The sequence below is a fragment of the Streptomyces sp. genome (assembly GCF_035645055.1).
In the GTDB taxonomy this organism is placed as follows: Bacteria; Actinomycetota; Actinomycetes; order Streptomycetales; family Streptomycetaceae; genus Streptomyces.
Genome location: NZ_DASQNH010000029.1, coordinates 20,639 through 45,039 on the forward strand (window position 1 = coordinate 20,639; position 24,401 = coordinate 45,039).

General features: G+C 72.8%; 24 protein-coding genes and 1 pseudogene. 13 read left to right on the forward strand and 12 right to left on the reverse strand.

Annotated elements, in window-relative coordinates:
• The first annotated feature begins 12 nt into the window (after positions 1-12).
• The 3 genes from VE614_RS09015 (at position 13) to VE614_RS09025 (ending at position 4,364) form a co-directional block, all read left to right on the forward strand.
• The gene (locus tag VE614_RS09015) at positions 13-1,278 is read left to right on the forward strand and encodes a DUF6777 domain-containing protein (protein ID WP_324934490.1); all 1,266 of its coding nucleotides are present in this window, start codon (positions 13-15) and stop codon (positions 1,276-1,278) included.
• A gap of 65 nt (positions 1,279-1,343) precedes the next feature.
• Positions 1,344-3,440, forward strand: a complete 2,097-nt coding sequence (locus tag VE614_RS09020) for a SpoIIE family protein phosphatase (RefSeq protein ID WP_324934492.1) — start codon at positions 1,344-1,346, stop codon at positions 3,438-3,440.
• Positions 3,441-3,500: 60 nt separating this feature from the next.
• Complete coding sequence (locus VE614_RS09025; protein WP_324934494.1) at positions 3,501-4,364, forward strand: Fpg/Nei family DNA glycosylase; 864 nt, start codon at positions 3,501-3,503, stop codon at positions 4,362-4,364.
• A gap of 30 nt (positions 4,365-4,394) precedes the next feature.
• Here VE614_RS09025 and VE614_RS09030 read toward each other — a convergent pair whose 3' ends face one another.
• Complete coding sequence (locus tag VE614_RS09030) at positions 4,395-5,576, reverse strand: SpoIIE family protein phosphatase (RefSeq protein WP_324934496.1); 1,182 nt, start codon at positions 5,574-5,576, stop codon at positions 4,395-4,397.
• A 224-nt stretch (positions 5,577-5,800) separates the two neighbouring features.
• On the opposite strand from VE614_RS09030, the gene VE614_RS09035 reads away from it, so the two are divergent.
• Positions 5,801-6,166 (forward strand): hypothetical protein, encoded by a 366-nt coding sequence (locus VE614_RS09035; RefSeq protein WP_324934498.1) that lies wholly within the window; start codon positions 5,801-5,803, stop codon positions 6,164-6,166.
• Here the strand turns inward: VE614_RS09035 and VE614_RS09040 are convergent.
• From VE614_RS09040 to VE614_RS09050, 3 genes are all read right to left on the reverse strand, one after another.
• Entirely contained in the window at positions 6,112-6,762 is a 651-nt protein-coding gene (locus VE614_RS09040; protein WP_324934500.1) for a zf-HC2 domain-containing protein, read from the reverse strand. The two genes, VE614_RS09035 and VE614_RS09040, sit on opposite strands and share 55 nt — an antisense overlap.
• A gap of 288 nt (positions 6,763-7,050) precedes the next feature.
• Positions 7,051-7,566, reverse strand: a complete 516-nt coding sequence (locus tag VE614_RS09045) for a hypothetical protein (RefSeq protein WP_324934503.1) — start codon at positions 7,564-7,566, stop codon at positions 7,051-7,053.
• Between the two features lie 150 nt (positions 7,567-7,716).
• Positions 7,717-8,262: a sigma-70 family RNA polymerase sigma factor gene (locus VE614_RS09050; protein ID WP_324934504.1), complete on the reverse strand. Its 546-nt coding sequence runs from the start codon at positions 8,260-8,262 to the stop codon at positions 7,717-7,719.
• A 223-nt stretch (positions 8,263-8,485) separates the two neighbouring features.
• On the opposite strand from VE614_RS09050, the gene VE614_RS09055 reads away from it, so the two are divergent.
• Positions 8,486-9,652, forward strand: a complete 1,167-nt coding sequence (locus VE614_RS09055; RefSeq protein WP_324934507.1) for a CapA family protein — start codon at positions 8,486-8,488, stop codon at positions 9,650-9,652.
• Between the two features lie 64 nt (positions 9,653-9,716).
• On the opposite strand, the gene VE614_RS09060 is transcribed toward VE614_RS09055, so the two are convergent.
• Positions 9,717-10,190, reverse strand: coding sequence for a MarR family winged helix-turn-helix transcriptional regulator (locus VE614_RS09060; protein WP_324934509.1), 474 nt, complete (start codon positions 10,188-10,190; stop codon positions 9,717-9,719).
• A 57-nt stretch (positions 10,191-10,247) separates the two neighbouring features.
• On the opposite strand from VE614_RS09060, the gene VE614_RS09065 reads away from it, so the two are divergent.
• Positions 10,248-11,063, forward strand: coding sequence for an alpha/beta hydrolase (locus VE614_RS09065; protein ID WP_324934511.1), 816 nt, complete (start codon positions 10,248-10,250; stop codon positions 11,061-11,063).
• Here the strand turns inward: VE614_RS09065 and VE614_RS09070 are convergent.
• Together VE614_RS09070 and VE614_RS09075 are read right to left on the reverse strand one after the other, a co-directional pair.
• Positions 11,050-12,471, reverse strand: a complete 1,422-nt coding sequence (locus tag VE614_RS09070; protein ID WP_324934513.1) for an amino acid permease — start codon at positions 12,469-12,471, stop codon at positions 11,050-11,052. The genes VE614_RS09065 and VE614_RS09070 overlap by 14 nt on opposite strands.
• Before the next feature lie 109 nt (positions 12,472-12,580).
• Positions 12,581-13,042 (reverse strand): universal stress protein, encoded by a 462-nt coding sequence (locus VE614_RS09075; protein ID WP_324934514.1) that lies wholly within the window; start codon positions 13,040-13,042, stop codon positions 12,581-12,583.
• A gap of 147 nt (positions 13,043-13,189) precedes the next feature.
• Here VE614_RS09075 and VE614_RS09080 point away from each other — a divergent pair, with 147 nt between their 5' ends.
• Positions 13,190-14,029, forward strand: coding sequence for a polysaccharide deacetylase family protein (locus VE614_RS09080; protein WP_324934516.1), 840 nt, complete (start codon positions 13,190-13,192; stop codon positions 14,027-14,029).
• A gap of 28 nt (positions 14,030-14,057) precedes the next feature.
• On the opposite strand, the gene VE614_RS09085 is transcribed toward VE614_RS09080, so the two are convergent.
• A complete protein-coding gene (locus VE614_RS09085) occupies positions 14,058-14,732 on the reverse strand; it encodes a class F sortase (RefSeq protein WP_324934517.1) in 675 nt (224 codons plus the stop codon).
• Between the two features lie 743 nt (positions 14,733-15,475).
• Between VE614_RS09085 and VE614_RS09090 the strand changes: the two are divergent.
• Positions 15,476-15,939 (forward strand): annotated as a pseudogene (locus VE614_RS09090) (hypothetical protein).
• Positions 15,940-16,065: 126 nt separating this feature from the next.
• Here VE614_RS09090 and VE614_RS09095 read toward each other — a convergent pair.
• The 3 genes from VE614_RS09095 to VE614_RS09105 form a co-directional block, all read right to left on the reverse strand.
• Positions 16,066-16,584, reverse strand: coding sequence for a hypothetical protein (locus tag VE614_RS09095; RefSeq protein ID WP_324934519.1), 519 nt, complete (start codon positions 16,582-16,584; stop codon positions 16,066-16,068).
• A 223-nt stretch (positions 16,585-16,807) separates the two neighbouring features.
• Complete coding sequence (locus tag VE614_RS09100; protein WP_324934521.1) at positions 16,808-17,572, reverse strand: hypothetical protein; 765 nt, start codon at positions 17,570-17,572, stop codon at positions 16,808-16,810.
• A 15-nt stretch (positions 17,573-17,587) separates the two neighbouring features.
• The gene (locus tag VE614_RS09105; protein ID WP_324934522.1) at positions 17,588-17,716 is read right to left on the reverse strand and encodes a hypothetical protein; all 129 of its coding nucleotides are present in this window, start codon (positions 17,714-17,716) and stop codon (positions 17,588-17,590) included.
• Between the two features lie 340 nt (positions 17,717-18,056).
• Here VE614_RS09105 and VE614_RS09110 point away from each other — a divergent pair, with 340 nt between their 5' ends.
• The 5 genes from VE614_RS09110 (at position 18,057) to VE614_RS09130 (ending at position 23,255) form a co-directional block, all read left to right on the forward strand.
• Positions 18,057-18,209: a hypothetical protein gene (locus tag VE614_RS09110; protein ID WP_324934524.1), complete on the forward strand. Its 153-nt coding sequence runs from the start codon at positions 18,057-18,059 to the stop codon at positions 18,207-18,209.
• A 285-nt stretch (positions 18,210-18,494) separates the two neighbouring features.
• Entirely contained in the window at positions 18,495-19,454 is a 960-nt protein-coding gene (locus tag VE614_RS09115) for an SCO0930 family lipoprotein (protein ID WP_324934527.1), read from the forward strand.
• Between the two features lie 301 nt (positions 19,455-19,755).
• Positions 19,756-20,568, forward strand: a complete 813-nt coding sequence (locus VE614_RS09120; protein WP_324934529.1) for an SAM-dependent methyltransferase — start codon at positions 19,756-19,758, stop codon at positions 20,566-20,568.
• Positions 20,565-22,706 (forward strand): putative bifunctional diguanylate cyclase/phosphodiesterase, encoded by a 2,142-nt coding sequence (locus VE614_RS09125; protein WP_324934531.1) that lies wholly within the window; start codon positions 20,565-20,567, stop codon positions 22,704-22,706. Before VE614_RS09120 ends, VE614_RS09125 begins: the two co-directional genes overlap by 4 nt.
• A gap of 96 nt (positions 22,707-22,802) precedes the next feature.
• A complete protein-coding gene (locus VE614_RS09130) occupies positions 22,803-23,255 on the forward strand; it encodes an ester cyclase (protein WP_324934533.1) in 453 nt (150 codons plus the stop codon).
• 156 nt (positions 23,256-23,411) lie between these two features.
• Here the strand turns inward: VE614_RS09130 and VE614_RS09135 are convergent, their stop codons facing one another.
• The gene (locus VE614_RS09135) at positions 23,412-24,296 is read right to left on the reverse strand and encodes a LysR family transcriptional regulator (protein ID WP_324934535.1); all 885 of its coding nucleotides are present in this window, start codon (positions 24,294-24,296) and stop codon (positions 23,412-23,414) included.
• Positions 24,297-24,401 lie beyond the last annotated feature (105 nt).

Below are 24,401 nucleotides of genomic sequence, written 5' to 3' on the forward strand. Positions count from 1 at the left end.
AACGTGGTGAACGTGGCGCGTAGATCCACCGGAACCCTCGCCACGGCCTGCGCGCTCTCGGCGGCGCTCCTCGCCGCCGGCTGCGGCGGCGACGGTGAGCGGCACACCCGGGCAAGCGGAGAGATCGTCCTCGAACCCCTCGCGGCCGAGGGCCCGGACCCCTTCACCCCTTCCACGGCCACCTCCCCGGCCGCACCGCCGCCCGTGAGCCGTACGCCCGGCACCACCGCATCCCCGCCCGGCCAGGGCACCCGCTCCTTCCCCGGATCCACCCCCGGCCTCTACGCCGGCACCGAACGCGCCGGCAGCTGCGACGTCGAGCGGCAGATCGGCCACCTCACCGCCGACCGCGCCAAGCAGCGGGCCTTCGCCGACGTGGTGGGTGTCTCCCAGGACGCCGTCCCGGCCTATGTGCGGGGACTGGCCCCGGTCACGCTGCGCGCCGACACCCGGGTCACCGACCACGGTTACCGCGAGGGCCGGGCCGCCGGCTACCAGTCCGTGCTCCAGGCGGGCACCGCCGTCCTGGTCGACAACCGAGGCGTGCCCCGCCTGCGCTGCGCCTGCGGCAACCCGCTCACCCCGCCCGAGAGCGAGGAGACGCGGAGGCACGGCGCGCCCGGCCACCGGGGCACGCCCTGGCCCGGTTACCGGCCGGCCGAGGTGATCGTGGTGACACCGGCGCCGCAGGTGATCACCGAGATCACCATCATCGACGTCGTCGACAGCACCTGGATCGAGCGGCGGATCGGCCACGACCCGCGCCACGACAAGGCCGTACGGCCGCCCGACGTGGTGACGAAGACCCCGAGTCCGTCGGGCACGCCTCCCACGGGCCCGTCGCCGTCCACCCCGCCGCCGTCGAGTGCCGGCCCCTCCGGGCGCGACCCGCACGGGCGCGACCCGCGCGACCGCGAGCCCGGTGTCCCCCCGGACGCGTCCCGGCGGGAGGAGTCCGCGCCGCACGAACCGCTCCCCGACTGTGCCACGCCGACCGTGACGGTCACCCCCGGTCTCCCCCCGCAGGCCGGCCCGTCCGGCCCCGCCGGCTGTCCACCGGCCACCGTCACCGCGGACCCGCCCGCGTCCGAGCCGGAGCCGCCGTCCGAGCCGGGGTCCCGGCCGGAGCCCGAGTCCTCCTCGGGCTCCTCGGCGGAGACCGGCCCCGAGACGGTTCCGGACACCGCGGACGTGCCCGACGGCGGCGGTCTGGTCCCGGAGGCGACGGAGGCCGCCGGCAGTATCTTCGGCAGTCCGGCGGATGTGTCCGTCAGCTGACGAGGCCCGTCGGTCGCCTGAACGGACAAGTCGAAGAATCGGTCGATTCCTGGCAAGGTGGGCGCATGGTTGATCGGGGAGCGAGTGCCCTGTCACTCCCGGACGACTGGCCCGCCCACCCGGATCCGATCCTGGCGCTCAACCGCATGGGCAGCTTCGACTGGGATCTGGACAGCGGCCTGTTCCACATGGACGCCCAGGCCCACGAGGTCTTCGACCTGCGCCCGGACGAGTACGACGGCCGCCCCGAGTCCCTGTCCGTCCGGGTCCCGCCGGACGAGGCGCTGCGCCTGGACGCCCTGGTCGCCCAGGCCATCAAGGACGGCAGCGAGAACTACGGCGCCTACTTCCGGCTCCGCTGCCGCGACGGCCGCCTGCGCTGGACCCACACCCAGGGCTACCTCCGGCGCGACGGCACCGGCCGCCCGCGCCGGATCGTCGGCATCGTCCGGGACGCCACCATGGAGCTGCGCGAACTGGAGTCCCGGGCCCCGCGGGGCGTCCCGGGGCGCGGACGGTCCGACCAGGGCACCGTCGTGCAGGCCACCACCGCCGCCCTCGCCCACGCCCGCACCGTGCAGGACGTCATCGACGTGCTCAGCGACTCCGACGGCGTCACCCATCTCGGCGCCACCAGCCTGGTCATGGGACTGGTCGAGGCCGGCCGGATCCGGCTGATCGCCGACGGCCCCGTGGGCAGCCGGGTGCCCGGCACCGACGTCACCCGGATCGACGAGCCCTACCCGATGAGCGAGGTCGTCCGCACCCTCAGCCCCCGCTTCATCGAGTCCCCGCAGGAGTTCGCGGCCGGCTACCCCATCCTGTGGCCGCACATCACCGGCCTCGGCATCACCTCGGCCGCCTATCTGCCGCTGATCGTCCAGGCCCGCCCCATCGGCGCCATGGGCCTGCTCTACGACGACCGGCGCGGCTTCAGCTCCGAGGAGCGGGACATCCTCGTCGCGCTCGGCACCAGCATCGCGCAGAGCCTGCAACGGGCCATGTTCTACGAGCAGGAGAAGGACCTCGCCACCGGCCTCCAGCAGGCCATGCTGCCGCGCACCATCCCCAGCGTCCCCGGCGCCGACGTCGCCGTGCGCTACCGCTCCGGCAGCGCCACCGGCACCCTCGGCCGGGACATCGGCGGCGACTGGTACGACCTGATCCCGCTGCCCGGAGGCCGGGTCGGCGCCGTCATCGGCGACGTCCAGGGACACGACACGCACGCCGCCGCCGTCATGGGCCAGCTGCGGATCGTGCTGCGCGCCTACGCCGCCGAGGGCCACACCCCGGCCACCGTGATGGCCCGCGCCTCGGTCTTCCTGCACGAACTGGACACGGACCGCTTCGCGACCTGCCTGTACGCGGAGGCCGACCTCGCCACCGGGGTGGTGCAGGTGGTGCGCGCCGGGCACATCGACCCCCTGCTGCGGGCCGCCGACGGCAGCTGCCGCCGGGTCCCGGTCGAGGGTGGTCTGCCGCTCGGCCTGTCCGCCGAGTTCGGCAGCCTCGACTACCCCGTCGGCACCCTCGAACTCGACCCCGGCCACACCCTGCTGCTGCTCACCGACGGCCTCGTCGAGACCCCCGGCGCCGACCTCGACGACGGGATGCAGGCCCTCATCGGACTGGTCGCCACCGGCCCCCCGGACGTCCGGAAACTCGCCGACCGGCTGATCGAGGTCGCCGAGGAGCGCGGCGGCGACGACGACGTGGCCCTGCTCCTGCTGCGCCGCCGCGGCGTGGAGGCCCCCCGGACCGGGGGCCGCCTCCAGCAGCATGTCGCCCCGGGCGACCCCGAGGCCCTGGCCGGCGCCCGCCACATGATCCGCGCCGCCGTCCGCGCCTGGGGCGCCGGGGACCGCGCCGACGAGGTGGAACTGGTCGCCGACGAGCTGATCACCAACGCCCTCATGCACACCGAGGGCGCCGCGATCGTCACCCTCAGGGTCCTCACCGGCACCGAACGCCGGCTGCGGGTCGAGGTCGAGGACTCCTCCAGCGCCCTGCCGCGCCGCCGGGAGGCCGGGGAGTCCGGGGTCTCCGGCCGCGGACTGCTCCTGGTCGACCTGCTGGCCGAGGTGTGGGGCGTGGAGGCGCGCGGCGGAGGCAAGTGCGTCTGGTGCGAGTTCATCGTGCCGGACCGGGCCGAACGGGGCTGAGCGGGGCACACCGGTCCCGGCCGGGGTGAGGCTGTCGGTGCCGGGTGGCAGTCTGGACGTATGCCGGAACTGCCCGAGGTAGAAGCGCTCAAGGACTTCCTGACCGAGCACCTGGTGGGACACGAGATCGTCCGGGTGCTGCCGGTCGCGATCAGCGTCCTGAAGACGTACGACCCACCGCTCACCGCCCTCCAGGGCCGCGAGGTCACCGCCGTGCGGCGGTACGGCAAGTTCCTCGCCCTCGCCACGGACGGCGGCCCGCAGCTCGTCACCCACCTGGCCCGCGCGGGCTGGCTCCAGTGGAAGGACCGCCTGCCCGACGTCCCGCCCCGCCCCGGCAAGGGCCCCCTGGCGCTGCGGGTGGCGCTGGAGACCGGCGCCGGCTTCGACCTGACCGAGGCGGGCACCCAGAAGCGGCTCGCGGTCTACGTCGTCCACGACCCCGAGGAGGTGCCCGGCGTGGCCCGGCTCGGCCCCGACCCGCTCGCCGGCGACTTCGACGAGGCCCGCCTGGCCGCCCTGCTGGCCGGAGAGCGGCGGCAGCTCAAGGGAGCGCTGCGCGACCAGGGCCTGATCGCCGGCATCGGCAACGCCTACAGCGACGAGATCCTGCACGCCGCGAAGATGTCCCCGTTCAAACTGGCCGGTGCCCTCACCGCCCAGGAGACCACCCGGCTGTACGAGGCGCTGCGCACCACCCTCACCGACGCGGTCGAACGCTCCCGGGGCCTGGCCGCCGGACGGCTGAAGGCCGAGAAGAAGAGCGGGCTGCGGGTCCACGGCCGCACCGGCGAACCCTGTCCCGTGTGCGGCGACACCGTCCGCGAGGTCTCCTTCAGCGACTCCTCGCTCCAGTACTGCCCGACCTGCCAGACCGGCGGCAAGCCGCTGGCCGACCGCAGACTCTCCCGGCTGCTGAAGTGACCCGGGGCCCGGAGCGGTCCCGAGGCGGGCTCACCGCGTCGGCGGCCACCACTCGATCAGCACGATCGTCGCGTCGTCCCGCAGCCGGCCCGGCTGGGCGTCGAGGATCGAGTGGATCAGCCGGCGCAGCGTCTCCGGCGCCAGTTCGCCCGCGGCGGTGGCCCGGATGACCTCGTCGGCGAAGCGCTCCAGACCGAACAGCTCGCCGTCGCGGGTGCGCGCCTCGGTGACGCCGTCCGTGTACAGCAGCACCCGGTCACCGGGCTGGAGGTCGATCTCATGGGGCCTCCGCTGCCGCTCGGTGAACAGGGACGGCAGCCCCATCGGCGGATCCGCCTCCCGCTCCATCGCGTCGACCAGCAGCCGCTGGTCCCGGATCAGCAGCGGCGCCGGGTGCCCGCAGTTGGCCCAGCGCAGCCGTCCGCCGGCGAGGTCGAGCTGGGCGAGCACTCCGGTGCAGAACTGGTCCGGCAGCCAGTGCGTCAGCGCGTCGTCGACGCACTTGACCAGCTCCGGCAGATCGGCGTCGACGCGCCGGGCGTTGCGGCAGGCGGACAGCGACACCGCGGTGGTCAGCCCGGAGGCCAGGTCGTGGCCCATGGCGTCGAAGACCGAGGCGTGCAGGGTGGTCTCGGTGAGCGAGTGGTCGAAGGCGTCGCCGCCGAGGTCGTAGGCGGGCTCCAGGACGGCCGTGGACACCACGTGCGCGGTGCCGATCGTGCGGGGCGGCAGGAAGGCGCGCAGCATCTCCGCGGGCAGCCGCATCGGCTCGGTCCTGGTCCGCCGTACGAAGGAGTCCCTGTACGCCCGTCTGGAGGTGACCATCATCGCCAGCAGGGTGGCGAGGCTGCGGCTGCGGCGCAGCGTGGCCGGGGTGAGGGAGGGATGGTGCACCGCCAGGACGCCCAGCCGCTCGGCGCCGTCCACCAGCGGCAGCCACGCCGTCATCCCGCCGTGTTCGGACTCCTCCACGCGCAGGGACTGCGTGCGGTACGCCCAGCCGGCCAGCGACTCGTCGATGGGCAGCGCGGAGGCGACATCGGTCAGCGGTACCAGCCGGCGCTGCTGGAGATCGGCGAGGTAGACCACGGAGTGCTGGAGCCCTAGCGCCTTGGAGCAGCGGGCCACCGCGGCGGTCAGGTCCAGCGCCGGGGTCTGCGGGTCGGCGAGGAACTCCTCCAGCAGACCGTCACCGGTCTCTGCCGTCGCCACGTCTCTCCCCTCGTCGGGACCGCGGGCGCGGTCGGGTCGCGTCCCTCAGCAGTCTCACACCGTCGCCCGCGGCCAGCCCGGCGGCCGGGGCGGCGGGACCGGCGACACCGCCGCACGGGTGAGAGGTCCCGGCCGCAAAGGGACCGAAGTCCCGAATGCGGCACCGTGCGCACAGTGCGTGTACGCCGGGACACCGGACCGAGTCGACGTCGAGGACATGCACCATGCCGGCCTCCATCCCCACCGCCGCCCGGCCCGCCGTGTCACCGCACCCGGCCGCCCGCGAAGGCGTGGAGGCTCTGGAGAGCTACAGCGCCCTGTCCCCGGAGGCCTCGAACGCCGAGCCCGACGCCGTCGGCACCAGCCGGGCCGACTTCCTCGGCGAACCCGACCACGGCTTCCAGCTCGTGGTGGGCCGCGAGAGCGTCAAGGACGCCGTGCGCCGGCTGCCGTACCGCGAGCGGGCCCTCCTCCACCTGCGCTTCCCGCGCCCGGCTGCGGGAAGAAACTCTCTGCCCGGGGGGTGCGAGACGGGTCACGGCGGGTCGAGCACCACCAGCTGTTCCCCGGCCGCCGTCCGCACCTCGTAGCGGTCGGTCTCGTCCGGGTGCAGGGCCGCCGAGCCCTCCACGGTCGTCTCCCGGGCGTCGTGCCGGGGCACCGCCCAGGTGGCGAGGGTCTCCTCCGAGCCGTCGTGGCCGACGGCGACGAGCCGGCAGACGCGCGGCCCCGCCCCGTCCGCGACCTTCAGCTGCACCCGGCTGCCCGACGCGGCGTCCTCGGCGGTCACCCGAGCCCACACCCCCGACCGCGCGTCGGTCGCCTCCACCCGCGCCACCGCCGGGCCCCCGGCCTGGGCGGCGAGCGTGATCCACGGTCCGGCCACCGCCGCGGCGACCGTGGCGGCGACGGCGTACAGCGTCCTGCGGCGCCGGGCGCGGTGCCGGGCCCGCACCTCGCCGAGCAGCCGGTCCAGCAGCCGCGCACCGGGCACGGGCGCCGGGTGCACCGCGCGCGGGGTCGCCCGCCGGTAGAGCATCAACTGCCGGGTCACCGGCCCGAATTCGGTGACCTGGGACGTGCAGCGGGAGCATTCCATGAGGTGGTCCTCGAAGTGGAAGGCCTCCGCCTCGTCCAGCACGCCGAGCGCGTACGCGCCGACGTCGCGATGCCTCTCCAGGGACATGCCGCATCCTCGTGCCGTGGGGTGGGGGTGGGGTGACTCCGTGCTCCCACCGGTACGCACGCCACGCCCGAATCACTCAAGCCGTGGCCGCAATCACGGCCAGGTGATTCGGAGCCACCGGGCACGAGGATTGGTTCGAGCGGCGATTTTTTTGGTCCGGTGGCTGCGGTGCAGGAACCGCGTCCTGCCCGGCTCCTGCGTTCCGGGCCGGGCGCCGGCCGTGTGCGAGGGGGGCCTGCGCGGCTCGCGAGGGTCGAGTAAGCCCCGCGCGGGTCAGGGGGCGAGAGGCTAGAACAGGTGGATGGCGAGGTGGCCCAGGGGGAGGCCCAGTTGCCAGGCGGGGGTCCAGACCTTGGGCCCGTCGTCCTCGCCGGTCACCGGCCCGCCGCCCGGCACGGCGTTCAGATCGGGCGCGAGCAGCTCGGTCTCCTCCAGCCAGCGCCAGGCCGCCTCCGCCAGTTCCAGGTCCGGCGCGGGCCCGCCCTGCTCGGCGGCCTCCGCCGCGACCTGCGCCATGCGCTCGCGCACCCAGCCCTGCCAGGGCTGGTCGTACGCGGTCAGCGAGAGCCAGGTGTCCAACTGGGAGACGACCCGGATGCCGGGCAGCTCACCGTCGATGTCGGACAGGAAGATGGTGAGCGCCAGCGCGTCCCGGCCCGCCCGGAACTCGAACGACGTCGGCGGCATGAGATCGCCGGTCCGCAGCAGTTCGTCGGCGATGTACTCGGCGTACAACCAGGCCATGGGGACGGTGAGCCCACCGCCGCCGGTGCCGTCCGTGCTCTGATGACCTCTGTGGAGCATCCCTTCCTGCCTTCCTCCGGTGCGTGCGCGTGGCCCGACCCCGGGCCCGCGCGGGACCTGTCCCCGTCCGGAACACGGATGAGGACAGCCGATTACTCAACGGGGGTCGTCGGCAAGGCGCTTTACGGAGGTTTGACTCGGCCGTCGGTTTCACCGCAGGTCGGGTGCGTAGCCCGGAAGCACCCGGCGCAGGGCGCGCAGCGCGTAGTACGCGCGGGACTTCACGGTACCGGGCGGAATCCCCAGCGTGTGCGCCGCTTCCGCCACACTCGCCCCCTGGAAATACACCAGCACCAGGACTTCACGGTGCTCGGGAGTGAGTGTCTTCACAGCCTCCCGCACATCCAGCATCGCCGCGGCCCGTTCGGCGTGATCGGACATCACCCGGGCGTTCTCCAGCACCGCGTCCCCGACCTCCGGGGGCCGTGCCTGCCGTGCCCGCCGGGCGTCGATGGCGAGCCGCCGGGCCACGGTCAGCAGCCAGGGCCGTACGGAGTCGAAGTCGTCGGCGCGCAGCGCCTCGGGGTGCTGCCAGGCGCGCACCAGGGTCTCCTGGACCAGGTCCTCGGCGCGCTGCCGGTCGCCGTCGCAGAGCCGCAGCAGCAGCGCGAAGAGCGGTCGGCCGTGCTCCCGCTGGAGCGCGGCCAGCTCGTGCTCGGCGGTGGTCTGGTGGGTGAGCGTGGTTCCGGCCGTCATGGCCGTATGGCATCGCAGGGCGCCGCCGCGGGACAGGGCGCGCGCACGGCTCTGCGACGGACGGTCGAACGCGTCGACGAACGGTTCGACGAACGGTCCCGGACGCCTCGCCGCGCGTCCGACCGCGCACACCGGACGGGTTAAAGGGACCCCTGGGACTGTTTGCCGTCTCGTACAGCTTCGTACCTATTTGTGGGTAAATACCACCGCACTGGGGAAGCTGATGATCGTACGCATCGCACGCAGACGGCAGGTGGCCCTGGCCCTGACGGCCCTACTCGCCGCGGGCGCCGCCTGTCAGGCCCAGCACCAGGAACAGCCCACGCGGCCCGGCCGCCCCGCGCCCTCCGCCACCGACCCCCGCGGATTCACCCTCGTCGCCTCCGGCGACGTCCTGCCGCACAGCTCGGTCATCGACCGGGCGCGCTTCGACGCGGGCGGCCAGGGGTACGACTTCCGGCCGATGCTCTCCGGCATCCGCCCCGTCGTCACCCGCGCCGATCTGGCGCTGTGCCACATGGAGACGGTGTTCGGCGCGAACGGCGACTACAGCGGCTACCCGTCCTTCAAGTCCCCGCCCCAGATCGCCCAGGGGCTCGCCGCCACCGGCTACGACGGCTGCTCCACCGCCTCCAACCACAGCCTCGACGACGGCGCCGAGGGCATCCGCCGCACCCTGGACGCCCTCGACCGGGCGGGCGTACGACACGCCGGATCGGCGCGCGCCGAGGCCGAGGCGCGCGCCGTCACGCTGCTCCACGCCGGTGCCGCGCGGGTCGCCCATCTCGCCTACACCTACGGCACCAACGGCCACCCGCTGCCCGTCGGACAACCCTGGGCGGTCAACCTGATCGACGAGGGCCGGATCCTCGCCGACGCGCGGGCCGCCCGCGAGGCGGGTGCGGACGTGGTCGTGGTCTCCCTGCACTGGGGCACCGAATGGCAGGACGAGCCCGACGGGCAGCAGCTCTCGCTGGCCGAACGGCTCACCGCCGCCACCACCCGGGGCCGCCCCGACATCGACCTGATCCTCGGCACCCATGCCCATGTCCCGCAGGCGTACGAGAAGGTCAACGGCACCTGGGTGGTCTACGGCATGGGCGACCAGATCGCCGGCCAGATGTACAACCACGCCGGCGCCCCCGACCCGCGGGGCAACCAGTCCACCGTCGGCCGCTTCACCTTCGCCCCGCCCGTCCGGCCGGGCGGACGCTGGGAGGTGACCCGGGCGGAGTTCGTCCCCCAGCTGTTCGACATCGACGCCGGCCGGGTGGTCGACCTCAACCGGGCCCTCGCCCAGGGGGCCGACGTGCGCGGGGTACGCGACCGCATCCGGGATGTGGTGCTCAGCCGGGGTGCGGCCGAGGACGGGCTGGTGATGGGGGAGTAGGCCCCGCGGCGGGCCTCGGTGCGGCGGGCCTCGGTGCGGCGGGGCCAGTGCGGCGGGCGGCGGTTCAGTTCACGTCCACGTGGTCGAACACGTTCAGCATCTCGCCGAGCACGCGCAGGCAGGCCGCCACCTCCGCCTCGGTCAGCCCGCCGCCCACCTCGCGCATCACCGTGTGCTCCCGGGCGAGGACGGCGGTGATCGCCGCCCGGCCCTCGTCCGTGAGCCGGATCAGCGAGGACCGCTGGTGCGCGGGGTTGGGCATGCTAACCACCAGGCCGCGCGCCGCCGCGTCGTTGACCATGCGCTGCACGAACTGCCGGCTGATGGCCTGGGCGCGGCCCATCTGGGGGACGGCCATGGGCCCGTGCTTGTGCAGCAGGCCGAGCACGGCCCGCACGCCGACGGACAGGCCTTCGACGGCCTCGCCCTGTTCGACCGCGCGCTGCACCCGCCGGTACAGCGGGCCGACCAGGTCGAACACCTCGGTGAGGCGATGGCCGAGTTCGTCGGGAGGGAGGGGTGCGCCGGTGTCACTCACTCCGTCATTATGACACCTCGGTTGTCAAACTGCGGGGATGATGACACCTTGGTTGTCATGACTATTGCCGCGGGCCTCCGCTTCTTCCCTTCTGCCGACGGTGACCTCGCCTACCTCGACACGGGCTCCGGGGATCCCGTGGTCCTGATCCATTCCGGGTTCACCGACCACCGGTTCTGGAACGACCAGATCCCCGCCCTGGCCGCCGGGTACCGGGTGATCGCCCCCGATGTCCGTGGCCACGGCTGGTCGGCCAACGCCTCCCGGCCGTTCACCTGGGCCGGCGACCTGGCCGCCCTGCTGCGCCACCTCGACGCCGGGCCCGCGGTCCTGGTCGGGGTGTCGATGGGCGGGGCGATCGCCACCGACACCCTGCTGGAGCACCCGGACCTCGTGCGCGCGGCCGTCGTCAGCGGCTCCGCGACCGCCGACTGGCAGTACACGGACCCCTGGCACCAGGAGGTCCTGGCCGAGTACGCCCGCACCTTGGGCGCCGGTGACATCGAGGGCTGGCTCGACGCCTTCGTCCGGATCGCGCCCGGTGAGCACCGCACCGCCGACCAGCTCGACCCGGCCGTCCCGCGCCGGCTGCGCGAGATGGCCCTGCACACGATCGCCAAGCACACGCCCGGCGAGAAGGACTGGCTCGTCCACTCGACCGGCAGCTGGCCCCGCGTGCCCGGCATCCGGGTTCCGGTGCTCACCGTCAACGGCACCCTGGAGCCCACCGACCTGCTCGTCGCGGCGGAGCGGCTCGCCGCCGCGGCACCCGGCGGCCGCTCCGTCACCCTCGAGGGCGTCGGCCACTACCTCAATCTGGAGAAGCCGCAGGAGTACAACGCCGTCCTGCTCGACTTCCTCAGCTCTCTGTAGCACCCGCCAGCTTCGAGTGCCGGTACGAGTAGGCGAAGTAGAGCACCAGCCCGATCGCGAACCACACGGCGAACCGCGCCCAGGTCTGCCACTGCAGGAACGTGATCAGCCAGATCGAGAACACCACGCCCACGGCCGGCACGAACGGCATCCACGGCGTCCGGAAGGTGCGGGGCAGCTCCGGCTGCCGGTAGCGCAGCACGATCACCGCCACGCACACCACCACGAAGGCCAGCAGGATGCCGATGTTGGTCAGCTCGGCCGCCTCGCCGATCGGCAGGAACCCGGCGATGGCGGCCGACGCCACCCCGACGATCCAGGTCACCCGGGTCGGCACATGCCGGGTCGGGTGCGTCTTGGCGAACCACGGCGGCAGCAGCCCGTCCCGGGACATCGCGAACCACACCCGCGTCACGCCCAGCATGAAGGTGAACATGACAGTCAGGATGCCGACGATCGCGCCTACCGCGATCACATTCGCCAGCCCGCCCATCCCGACCGACTTGAACGCGGTGGAGAACCCGCTCTCCTTGTCGATCTCGCTGTAATGCTGCATCCCGGTCAGCACCAGACAGGCCGCCACGTACAGCACCATCGAGATCACCAGCGAGTAGACGATCGCCTTCGGCATGTGCCGCTGGGCGTCCTTCGCCTCCTCGGCGGCCGTCGACATCGCGTCGTAGCCGAACACCGCGAAGAACACCGTCGCCGCACCGGTGAACGCGCCGCCCACGCCGTACGGGAAGAACGGGTTGTAGTTGGAGGTGTCGATGTGGAACACCCCGACGCCGATGACCAGGAGCACCACCAGCACCTTCAGGATCACGACCACCGTCTCGAAGCGGGCCGCGTTCCTGATGCCGAGTGTCAGCAGATAGGCGATCAGCAGACACAGCAGCGCCGCGAACAGGTCGATCCGGTGTCCCTCGCCGGTGCCGGGCGCCCCCAGCATCCAGGCGGGCAGATCGGCGCCCATCTCCCCGATGAGGAAGCTGAAGTAGCCGGAGATGCCGATCGCGACCACCGCCACGATCGCCGTGTACTCCAGCAGCAGGTCCCAGCCGATGAACCAGCCCGCCAGCTCGCCCAGCACCGCGTAGCCGTACGTGTAGGCGGAGCCCGCCTTCGGGATCAGACCCGCGAACTCGGCGTACGACAGCGCCGCCGCGGCGCTCGCCACACCGGCGATGAGGAAGGAGACGAGCACCGCCGGCCCCGCCGTGCCGTTGGCCACCGTGCCCGCGAGCGTGAAGATGCCCGCGCCGATGATGCCGCCGACCCCGATCGCGGTCAGCTGACCCAGTCCCAGGGAGCGGTCCAGGCGGGTGCCCTCGGCGACCTCCGTCTCCTCGATGTGTTCGATTGGTTTGCGGCGGAGAATCCCTTCGCCCGCCCGGAGACCGGCCATGCGCCTCACCTCTTCGCGATCGGCAAACGCTGACGGCGGATCATGATGGCGCAGCCGACATTCCGAGGGAAGGCGCCACGCACGGAGGACCGGCGGGGAACGGCGGGGGCTACGGCACCACCGTCACCGGCCAGCGACCCGCCTTCACGAGCCGCACCGCGACCGAGCCCACGATCCGGTGGCCCGCCTGCTCGGAGGCACCGACGACCACCGCGTCGGCCTTCAGCTCGTCCGCGGCCTTCACCAGGCCGTTGTAAGGGTCCCCGCGGAAGGTGTGGAACTCCCACCGCACCTCGAATATCCCCTTGACCCGCTCGGCCGCCTCCCGGATCTGCGCCACCAGATCCTCGGCGATCTCGTCGGTCGTGGCGGCGACCGGTGCCCCGAGGGCCGCGCCCGCCGCCAGCACCGGCTGCACGTACACGACGGCGAGCAGCGCGCGCTGCCGCCGGGCCAGGCCGCCCGCGTAGGCCGCCGCCCGCAGTGAGGAGTCGGAGCCGTCCACGCCGACCAGGACGACCTTCGGCCCGTCCGTGCCCCGTTCGAACTGGTTCGAGTGCTGTTCCGTCACGGCCCGAGGCTACCGGAACCAGGGATTCCCGCCGTCGGCGCGGACGGCGGCCGGCTGACGGTCCGTCATCGGCCGCTCGGGTGTTTTCATGCCGCCGCACCGGTGCCGCCGTGGTGCGCCGGGGCCGGGCCGGGCGACTGATGAGTCATGAAGAAGGATCAGTTGCTCAGCCGACGCGGGGCCCTGCTCGCCGGTGCCGCCGCGGTGAGCGCGGCCGGCACCGCCGGGCTGCTGGGCCTCGGCGCGGGCGAGGAGGCCGTCCGCTCCGCCGCCCCCGCCGCCCTCGGCCCCCCGGCACGGCGCCCGCTGAAACCGTCCGCCTACCGCCTCCAGCCCCTGACCGGCTACGGCCCGCCACGGGCCGTGCCCCGCCGCCCCCCGGTACGGCGCAGGCCGCTGCTCAGCGTCTCCGGCCTCGGCCGCACCATGGTGCTCACCTTCGACGACGGACCCGACCCCCGCTACACCCCGGACATCCTGGACACCCTGCGCGACTACGACGTGCGCGCGATGTTCTTCGTCTGCGGCGAGATGGCCGCCGCCCACCCGGAGCTGCTCGCGCGGATGGCCGACGAGGGCCATGTCGTCGGCAACCACACCTGGTCCCACCCCCTGCTCACCCGGCTCACCGGCAGCCGGATCCGCACCGAGATGGAACGCACCTGCGAAGTCATCGAGGACACCTACGGGGACCGGCCCCGCTGGTTCCGCGCGCCCTACGGCGCCTGGAACCGGGCGGCCTTCCGGATCGGCGCCGAACTCGGCATGGAACCCCTCGCCTGGACCGTCGACACCCTCGACTGGACCGAGCCCGGCACGCGCACCATCGTCGACCGAGTGGCCGACGGTGCCGCCCCCGGGGTGGTGGTGCTCTCCCACGACGCCGGGGGCGACCGTTCGCAGAGCGTGCGGGCGCTGCGCTCGTATCTGCCGGAACTGCTGGACGCGGGCTACCGCATCAGCGTCCCCCGCGGGCACCAGGTGTGACCCGCCGCCCGCCGGGCCGGGGTCCGTCTCAGCGGACCTCGACCAGGCGGGCGAAGGCCACCACGTTCCCGTTGTAGCCGTTCTGCTGGGAGAAACCGCCTCCGCAGGTGATGACCCGGAGTTCCGGGGCGCCCTTGGAGGCGTAGACGCGGTCCCCGGGGAAGTTGTTCTTGTCGAAGACCTCGATGCCGTAGATCTCGAATACGGCCGTCTTTCCGTCCCCGCGCGCGACTTCGACGTGATTTCCCTTCTTCAGCGCGCCGAGACCGTAGAAGACGGCGGGTCCCTGCTGATTGTCGACATGGCCGACGACAACGGCGGTGCCTTTCTCGCCGGGCGATACGGCACCGGTGAACCAGCCCGCCAGATTCGGGTCCTCCGGCGGCGGCGCGTCCACCCAGCCCTCCGCGTCCAGACCGACCGGGATCATCGGCGCGTCGACCTGGATCGCCGGGATCCGCACCCGGTCCGGGGCGGCGTACGGCAGTGACTGCACGGCCTGTCCGAAGGCGTCACGCGTGACGACGCTGTCCGCGGCCGCCGCCGACGCGGGCTGGGGCGGGCCCACGTCGAACTCCCCCGAACCGTTCCGGATGAGCGCGAGACCGGTCAGCAGAACAAGAGCTATCACGCCCCACGGGGCGCGCTTCTTCCGCCGCTCCTCCTCTTCGGCCAGCTCGGCGGACAGCTCGGATGCAGACATTCGCCATCCCCTCTCGACGCGGCCGTCGCCACGTCATTCGCGCATACGAGAACGCTAAGTGCCGTCCGTGAAACCGGCGACGGGGCAGTGGCGATCGGGTGGCGCCCGAGAAGAGCAGGTGAGCCATCCGAGTTGCCGTGAGCAGGAATTTTCTGACAGTCCGTGACCTGCGGCGATATCCGATTGTGCGGTTTTCGTTCGGCGTGTTGCCTCACCAGGACGGACCATCGCCGAAATGCGGGCCCCGGCAGGGCAACTGAGGGTCTTTCCCGGGAGGCGCTTTCTCGCCGATCGACCGGGGACGGGCCCCGGGGCGTCTTCCGCGGAGGATCACATGCGTAACTATCGTGCCCTGGCGGTCTCCGCTGCCGCGGTCGCCGCCTTCGGTCTCACCGCCCCGGCGGCCGTCGCGTGGGACGACACGGGCGGCAACCCGGGCGGCAACTCGGGCGGGAACTGGGGCGGCAACGGGAACGGGGGCGGCAACGGCAACGAGGGCGGCAATGGGGGTGACGGCCAGGGCGGGAACGGCCACCAGGGAGGCGACGGAAACCAGGGAGGCGACGGAAACCAGGGAGGCGGCGGCCAAGGCGGCAACGGTGGCGGCAACGGCGGCGGCAACGGCGGCCACGGCAACTGGGGCGGGAACTGGGGCGGCAACGGCGGTGGCCAGGGTGGGAATGGTGGTGGCCAGGGCGGGAACGGCGGTGGCCCGGGTGGGAACGGCGGTGGCCCGGGTGGGAATGGTGGTGGCCAAGGCGGCAACGGTGGAGGCCAGGGCGGCGACGGGGACCATCACGGCAAGTCCCCGAGCAACATCGTCGCGTTGCCCAGCGTGATCGCCCGCGGCGGTCAGATGACGATCACCGTGGACGGCTGCCCGCGCGGCGGCACGGCCACGTCGGCCGCGTTCCCGTCGACCACCCTCACCCCGATCCACGGCGCCAACGAGACCGCCCGGGGCACCGCCACGATCCACAGCAACGCCCGCCCCGGCTCGTACGACATCACGGTCCACTGCTCCGGCCGGACCCTGACCCGGCCGGCCGCCTTCACCGTCCTCGGCGGCGTCCGCGGCGGTATCGGCGGCAGCAGCTCCAGCGGCGCCACGCCGACCGACATCGCCATCGGCGGCGGGCTGGTCGCGGCGGCCGTCGTCGGCGGCGGGCTGTTCTGGATGCGGCGCCGCTCCGAGAAGCGGATCTGATCCGGCGAGCGGATCCGGCCGCACCCCCTCGGACGGCACCGTCCGGACGACGCGCACGTGCACAGGCCTTCGCCCCGGTCCCTCAGGGATCCGGGGCGAAGGCCTGGAAGCGGGGGGCTGGGGCGGTCAGGCGCCGTCGTCGCCGGTGCGGCGGCGGGAGAGGTGGTACGCGGCGCCGATCGAACCCGTGATGAGCAGGGCGCCCAGCCCGACCTCCTTCAGGTCGAATCCGGCCACGGTGCCGCCCTCACCGGCGTGCGCACCCCGGCTGGGCACGATGGGCGCCGGGGTGGGGGCGTGGCTGTGCCGGCCGCCCGCGATGGTGACGTTCGTCGTCTGCCAGAAGGTGCCGCAGTAGAACGTGATCTCGTAGCTGGCGCCCACCTTGACGTCCCAGTCGACGACGGCCTTGGCCGACGACTCGCCCTTGCGGATGACGACGTCCTCGAAGATGCCCGAGCTGATGCGGACGTCCGTGGTGCACCCGACGGCCTGCAGCGTCACCTGGCCGCCGGCCGCGATGGTCTGGGGCAGCACGGCGCCCTGGAAGCCGGTCTCGTCACCGCGCGCGTGCGCGGCGGGAGCGGTGAGGCCGAGGGCGGTGAGGCCCAGCAGTGCGGCCGAGGCGACGCGTATCGCGCGCATGGTGAATCCTCCGGTCCCCGAGGAGCAGCTGCGGACCTTTTCCGCTCGTGCCAGAAATGCACCTCGATGACCGAAACGGTAGGAACAGCGGTACGAGGGCGCGATCGCAGGCGCGCGAATGGGGCACGCGGGTGGGCCGCTCAGGGGAATCGCGTTCCCACGACCGGGGGACAGCATCGGCGTGGCGGTCGCCGTCCCCCGGTCGCGGGCCCTTGCGGTCCCGTCAGCGTCCCGCGCCCGGGAACAGGTCGAAGAACGGGTCCGCCGTCGCCGTGATGCCCCGGCTGTACGGCGCGTCGAAATCCCAGATGAGGAACAGCATGAAGGCGATCAGCGCGGAGAACAGCACGGCCAGGATCAGTTCCCGGGGGGTGCGCCGGATCTGCAGGGCGAGGATCATCCCGATGGTGATCACGGCCCCGGTGATCAGGCCGAACCACACCACGCCCGGCATGGTCGGCTCGGTCGAGTCCGCGCGGGCGTTGCGCGCCTGGTCGGCGGCGCTGATCTGGTCGATGAGCGGCTGGTAGGCCTGGGCCTCGAAGTCGCTGCGCGGCTGGTAGTCGGTGAGGTCCACGCGGATGCGCCGCAGCAGCTCGTCACCGCGCTCGGTGACCTTGCCCTGGTCGGCCATCGCCTTCCACTCGGTGGTGACGACGTGTCCGACGTAGGTGTTGACATCTTCCCGGATCCGGTCGCGGACCTCGGGCGGATAGACCCGCACCCGCTCCGAGATCTCGTGCAGCGCCTGGGCCTCGGCGCGCACGTGATCCTGCGCGGCGCCGCGCGCCTCCCAGACACCCGCGATGGCCAGGCCCAGCACGATGGCGTAGATCACGCCGATCCACATCGTCATGTACTCGATGACGTCCGGCGTCTCGCTGGGATCCTCGTCTTCGCTCGCGGCGCGATGGCGTACGAGGGTGATGGCGACCACCACCACGCAGGCGGCCACCATCGCGAGGGTGAGAACAAGCCATTCCGGCAACGGATTCCTCCAGGATCAGCGTGGACGCAGCGCGGCGACGGCGACCACCGCGGGGACGGTGATGAGCAGGACATAGGTGACCGGCGAGGGAGCGTGCCGGGTCTGCCGCGGGCGCGGCGGAGTGCGGTACTCCGGGTAGGTCACCGGGGTTGCGGAGGGGCGCGGCGTGGGTTTCGGGGTGGGGCCGGGCGAGTGCGGGGGCGCCGGTGCGGGCGGCGGCACGGGCCGGGGAGGAGTCAGTGGCGGTGGTGGTGGCGGTGGTGGCGGTGGTGGCGGCGGTGGTGGCGGTGGGGGCGGTGGCTCGGGCGCAGGTGGGGGCGCTGGTTCCGGGGGTGGTTTCGGGGCGGGTTTCGGTGGGGGCTTCGGTGGGGGCGGCTTGGGTGTGGGGGGCGGAGTGGGGGTGGGCTTCGGTGGGGGTGGCTCGGGGGTGGGCGTCGGGGTCGGGGTGGGCGTCGGTGTGGGGGTCGGGGCCGGTGTCGGGCACGTGAGACTTCCCGCGACCGACACCGCCTCCGTGCCGCCCGGCCCGGTCGAGGCCCAGGCGCAGGCGTCGGCGACCGCGACGCCGCTCGGCGCGCCGACGAGGGCCCACGTCAGCGCCGTCAGAGCCAACACCCTGGAGGTCACGGGGAAATGAGTCGGTATGGATCCATGCACGCCGGAGATCATGAGGCCTGCCCGGCATCGACACGCCAGGGGGCCGGGGGAATACCCCGAAGGAGGGAAGCCGCCTCGCGCGGGTTCGGACGCCCGTTCCGTCGCGTGTTCGAATTCCCTCGAGCGGGTCGTACGGGTCCGACCCGCCCGGGAAGAAAACCGCCCGCCCGTTGAACACACCCGCACCCGCGCCCGTACCCCTTGTCGAGCGGCGGCGCAGCAGGCGCTGTGACTGCAAAAGCCTGGTGATGATGGGGAGTTGGCAATGAAGACCTCCTGGCGGAGCGCCTCACTCGCGGCGGGTGCCGTGGTCGTGCTGGCGTTGACGACGGCGTGCGGCCAGGACGGCGGCGGAACCCAGCCGGCCAGTCAGAACGTCGGCGCGACGGCCGCGGCCGGCGGCTACGGCGGCACGGGTATCGGCAACGGCGCGGGGGCGGGTGCCGGTGCGGAGGCGGCGGATCAGCAGGGCGCCGCGGCCCCGGCCGCCCCGGCCGGCGAGCTGGGCGTCTCCGCGAACGCGGAACTCGGCCGGGTCCTCACCGACGCCGACGGCCGTACCCTCTACCGCTTCGACGAGGACACCGCCGAGCCCCCCAAGTCGAACTGCGAGGGCGAGTGCGCCACCGCCTGGCCCCCGGTCCCCGCGGACGACGCCTCGGCCGGCGCGGGCATCGACAAGAGCCTGCTCGGCGAGGTCACCCGCGCCGACGGCACCAAGCAGCTGACCGTCGGCGGCTGGCCCGCGTACCGCTACGCCAAGGATGTCGGCCCCGGTGAGACCAAGGGCCAGGGCGTCGGTGGCACCTGGTACGCCCTCGCCCCCGACGGCAAGAAGGCCGCGCTCGCCGATCTGCCCGGACTGTCCACCCGCAAGGACCCCAAGCTCGGCGAGATCGTCGTGGACAAGAACGGCATGACGGTCTACCGGTTCATGAAGGACGAGGCCTGGCCCGAGCCGGTCTCCGCCTGCACCGGTGCCTGCCTGGAGAACTGGCCGGCCGTCGCGCCGGTCGAGGCGAACGACACGGAAGGGGTGCAGAAGAAGGGCCTGATGAGCTTCACCCGCCCGGACGGGACCAAGCAGCAGACCGTCAACTGCTGGCCGATCTACACCTTCAGCGGTGACAACGCCCCCGGCGACACCAACGGGCAGGGCGTGGGCGGCACCTGGTTCGCCGTGGCGCCCGACGGCAAGCCGATCGGTGCGCCGGAGAAGGAGTAGCGCCCACGAGAACCGGCGGCCCAACGGCCCGCCCCGGTCCGCCGCGCCCCACCGGTCCGCCCCCGCCGCTCCCCGCGGCGGGGGCGGACCCATCTCCGTCCTCTCGTCTTCTTTCTCCCGGCATGGGAACTCTCCGGAATGCGTCTGATACGTCGCGTAGAGGTTCGCGGACCCGCGATTCGGCACGTGAAGCAGGCAGTGACCGGGAACGGATGGTCAATTTCCGTTTCAGCTCGCTCGTTTGGCGGGCGATCAGTAGCCTCTGCTCGAACACCGGATCGCCTATGCCTTGGAGAGCTAGATGGAGCGTCCCGCCTGGGCCCCACGGAGCATCGACATCTCGGTGCCGAGCGTTTCGCGCATCTACGACTTCTACCTGGGCGGTTCGCACAACTTCGAGGTCGACCGGGAAGCGGCCCGCAGGGCCATGGAGTTCATGCCGGGCCTCCCCAAGATCATGCAGGCGAACCGCGCCTTCATGCGCCGCGCGGTCCGCTACGCCGTGGACCAGGGCGTCACCCAGTTCCTGGACATCGGCTCCGGCATCCCGACCTTCGGGAACGTCCACGAGGTCGCCCAGGCGGCCAGTCCCGGCGCCCGCGTCGTCTACGTCGACCACGATCCGGTGGCCGTCGCGCACAGCCAGGCGGTCCTCGAGGGCAACGCGCACGCGGACGTGGCCGCCGCGGATCTGCTCAAGCCGCAGGACATCCTGACCAGCCCCCAGGTCGACCGGCTGCTGGACCTCGACCGGCCGGTGGCCCTGCTCCTCGTCGCCATACTGCACTTCGTGGAGGACGCGGACGACCCGTACGCCGCGGTGGCACAGTTGAGCGACGCACTGGCGCCCGGCAGCATGCTGGTACTCACGCATGCCTCGTACGAGGGAATCCCCCTGACGGCGGAGCGGGCAGGGGGCGCGGTGGACGTATACAAGGACATTCGCAACCCGCTGATCATGCGCTCGCGCGACGAGATCGCGCAGTTCTTCGAGGGGTACGACATGGTGGAACCCGGACTGGTGCCGATGCCGCACTGGCGGCCGGACACCGCACCGGAGGACGAGGATCCGTATGCCTTCTCCGGTTTCGCGGGCGTGGGGCGTACGGCGTGAGCGCGGAGCCGGACGGGCCGGAGGACAGACTTCGCCGGTTCGCCACGATCTGGAGCCGGGCGGTCTTCCCGGTGACCCTCACGTCCCTGACCCGGCCGGAGTTCGAGGAGCGGTTGCTGCCGCTCGCCCGGCGGCTCAGCCGGGCGCTGCGGGCCAGGGCGTTCGACGCGGCCGAGGGCAAGGCCGTCGGGGCCGCGCTCGTCGCCGCGCACTGCACCGACCCGGACGCGCTGAGCCGCACGCTGGACTGCGTGGACGCCTACCTGGTGCTCTACTGCGGCGAGGGCGGGGACCAGGAGGACCTGCGGGCCCGTTCGGCGCGGCTCCAGCACGCCATGGCCGCCGGGTTCGCCCAAGCGCTGCGCGAACGTACCCTCGCGGAGCAGGAGTCCATCGCGCAGGCCGCGCTGCGCGCCCAGGGCGTGGTCGCCCAGGCGCTGCACGCCAGCGAGGCCAGGTTCCGCGCGGTGTTCGAGGGCGCGGCGATAGGGATCGGCATCGCCGACCTGGACGGCAACGTGCTGGAGGTGAACGGCGCCCTGCTGCGGATGTTCGGCGGCGGCGAGCAGAACGTGCGTGGCCGCAACGTCCGGGACTGGACGCACGCCGAGGACTCGCCCCACCTGTGGCGGCTCTACGAGGAGCTGGTGCGTGGCGAACGCGAGCACTACCACGTGGAGAAGGCCTTCTACCGGCCCGACGGAACGGTCCTGTGGACCAACCTCACGGTCTCCCTGCTGCGCGACGCCGACGGCAACCCGCAGTACCAGCTCGCGCTGATGGAGGACACCACCGAGCGCCGGCTGCTCAACCTGCGGCTGCGCTACGAGGCCACTCACGACGCCCTCACCGGGCTGCCCAACCGCACCCTGTTCTTCGAACGCCTGGAGAAGGTGCTGAACGCGGGCCCCGGGCAGCGTTTCGGGCTGTGCTACCTGGATCTGGACGGCTTCAAGACGATCAACGACAGCCTCGGCCACGCGGCCGGTGACCGGCTGCTCGTGGAGGTCGCCGACCGGCTCCAGTCCTGCGCCACCGCGCCCGGTGAGATGGTCGCCCGGCTCGGCGGCGACGAGTTCGTGGCGCTGACCACCGGCCCCGACACCCAGCGCGAGGTCGACGAGCTGGCCTCCCGGATCATGAACGCGCTGGTCGCCCCGATCAGCGTCGACGGCCGGGAGCTGACCGTGCGCGGCAGCATCGGCATCGTCGAGGGCCCGGCGGGGGAGCGCAGCGCGGCGGAGGTGCTGCGCAGCGCCGACATCACCATGTACCGGGCGAAGTCGGCGGGCGGCAACCGCTTCGAGCTGGCCGACGCCGAGGCCGACGCCCGCGCCATCACCCGGCACGGGCTCACCACGGCGCTGCCCACCGCCCTGGAGCGCGGCGAGTTCTTCATCGAGTACCAGCCGCTGGTCCACCTCGGCGACGGCAGCGTGCGGGGCGCCGAGGCCCTGGTGCGCTGGCTGCATCCGCAGCACGGCGTGCTCGGCCCCGACCGGTTCATCCCGCTCGCCGAGCACACCGGCCTGATCGTGCCGCTGGGCCGCTGGGTGCTGGAGCAGTCGGTGCGGCAGGCCAAGGAGTGGCGCGAACGCTACGCCGGCACGGCCACCGCCCCGCTGCGGATCAACGTCAACCTCTCGCCCTGCCAGCTCACCCACCCCGGGCTGGTCCAGGACACGGTGAACATCCTGGAGACGGCGGGCGTCAACCCCGACGCGCTCTGCCTGGAGGTCACCGAATCCGCTCTGATCGGCGCCGACGACGATCTGCTCAAGCCGCTGCGCAGGCTGGCCGAGATGGGCGTGGACATCGCCCTGGACGACTTCGGCACCGGCTACTCCAACCTCGCCAACCTCCGGCGTCTCCCGGTGAGCATCCTCAAGCTGGACCGCTCCTTCACCCAGAGCATGCAGCAGTTCCCGGCCGATCCCGTCGACCTCAAGATCGTCGACGGGATCGTCTCCCTCGCCCACAGCCTGAACCTCGCGGTCACGGTCGAGGGCGTGGAGACCGGCGTCCAGGCCGAACAACTGCGGATACTGGGCTGTGACACGGCGCAGGGCTGGTACTACGCCCGCCCGGGCCCGCCGGAGCGCCTGCACGAACTGGCGATGGCGGACACGACGGGCTGAGCGGCAGGACGGTGGCGCCGGCCCGGTGGTCGCCCCGGCGGACGCTTCCTACGATCGACGGAGAGGACCCGACGGGGCACGGCTGGGAGCACGGGTATGGACACCACCGAGATGCGCCGCCTCTTCGAGGCCCATCGCGCCGCGGAGGCGGCCCGGGACATCGACGGCATCCTCAGGACGTTCGTCAGCGGCTGTTTCCTGGAGACGAAGGCGCTCGGGCTGCGCAGCCAGGGCACGGACGCCGTGCGCGCCGCCTACCAGCAGCAGTACTTCACCGCGTTCCCGGACCTCGCCCCCGAGGACGAGGGCATCGCCTACGGCGACGACGTCATCGCCGTCTGGGGAACGCTGCGCGGCACCAGCCGCGGTGACTGGCTCGGGGTCCCCCCGGGCGGCGGGTCCTTCGAGGTGCCCTTCGCCAACGTCGTCCCCTTCCGGGACGGGCTGATGGCGGGCGAGGCCATCTACTTCGACCTGGCCACCCTTTGTGAACAGGCGAAGATCCCGCTGGGGGAGATCCGGCAGGCGGCGGCACACCGCCGGCCGTAAGGGGCGCGGGGAACTGCGCGAGCAACCCCGACGAACCCGCGGACGCCGTCGGCGCCGACCCGCGTCGGCGCCGACCCGCGTCGGCGCCGACCCGCGTCGGCGCCGACCCGCGACGGCGCCGACGCGCACCGCCTCGAACGCTCACCGCTCGAACGCTCACCGCTCAAGCAACATCCGCTGCAACTCCCTGGCGGCCCGAGGCGGAGCCACATCGCTGCGGTGAGCCAGCGCGATCGTCCGATGCAGCCCCGGCCGAGCCAGCGGAGTGACCCGCAGCCCGCGCCCCGACCGCGCCGCCACCATCCGGGGTACGACCGCCACGCCCAGGCCCGCCCGCACGAACCCCAGCACCGCGTCCATCTCCCCGCCCTCCACCGCGAAATCCGGTTCGAAGCCCTCGGCACGGCACGCGGCGACCGTGAGTTCCCGCAGGTCGTAGCCGTGCCGGAACATCACCAGACGTTCGCCCTCCAGGTCGGCGACGCGCACGGTGCGCCGCCCGTCGCCCGGGCGGGGCGCCTCCGGCGAGGACACCACGACCAGGTCCTCGCGCAGCAGCTCCACCGTGGTCAGGGCCGGGGACGCCGTCGGCAGCGGCAGGACGACCAGGGCGAGGTCGAGGGCGCCGCGCGCGAGATGCCGTACGAGATCGTGCGAGCCGCCCTCCTCGATCAGCAACCGGATGCCCGGGTAGCGGTCGTGGAAGGCGCGCAGCACGTCGGGCAGCAGACCCGTGCACAGGCTCGGGGTGGCGCCCAGCCGCACCCGGCCGCGCCGCAGCTGCACCAGCTCCTGCACCTCGTGCCGCGCCGTGTCCGCGTCGGCGAGGATCCGCCGGGCCAGCGGCAGCAGCGCCTCCCCGGCGTCCGTCAGCGTGATGTTGCCCCGCGCCCGCAGGAACAGATCGGCGCCCAGCTCCCGCTCCAGCGCCTTGATCTGCTGCGACAGCGAGGGCTGGGCGACGTGCACCAGCTCGGCGGCCCGGGTGAAGTGCCGGGTCTCCGCGACGGCCACGAAGTAGTGGAGCTGCTGGAACTGCATCCTCTCAGCATAGGCCCGCTCTATGGGAACGAGCCGGACCATGTCTTGGACCGATCAGGGGTGCCCCGCCTAGCGTGCTGTCACATGGCTCTGGCAACGCGGACG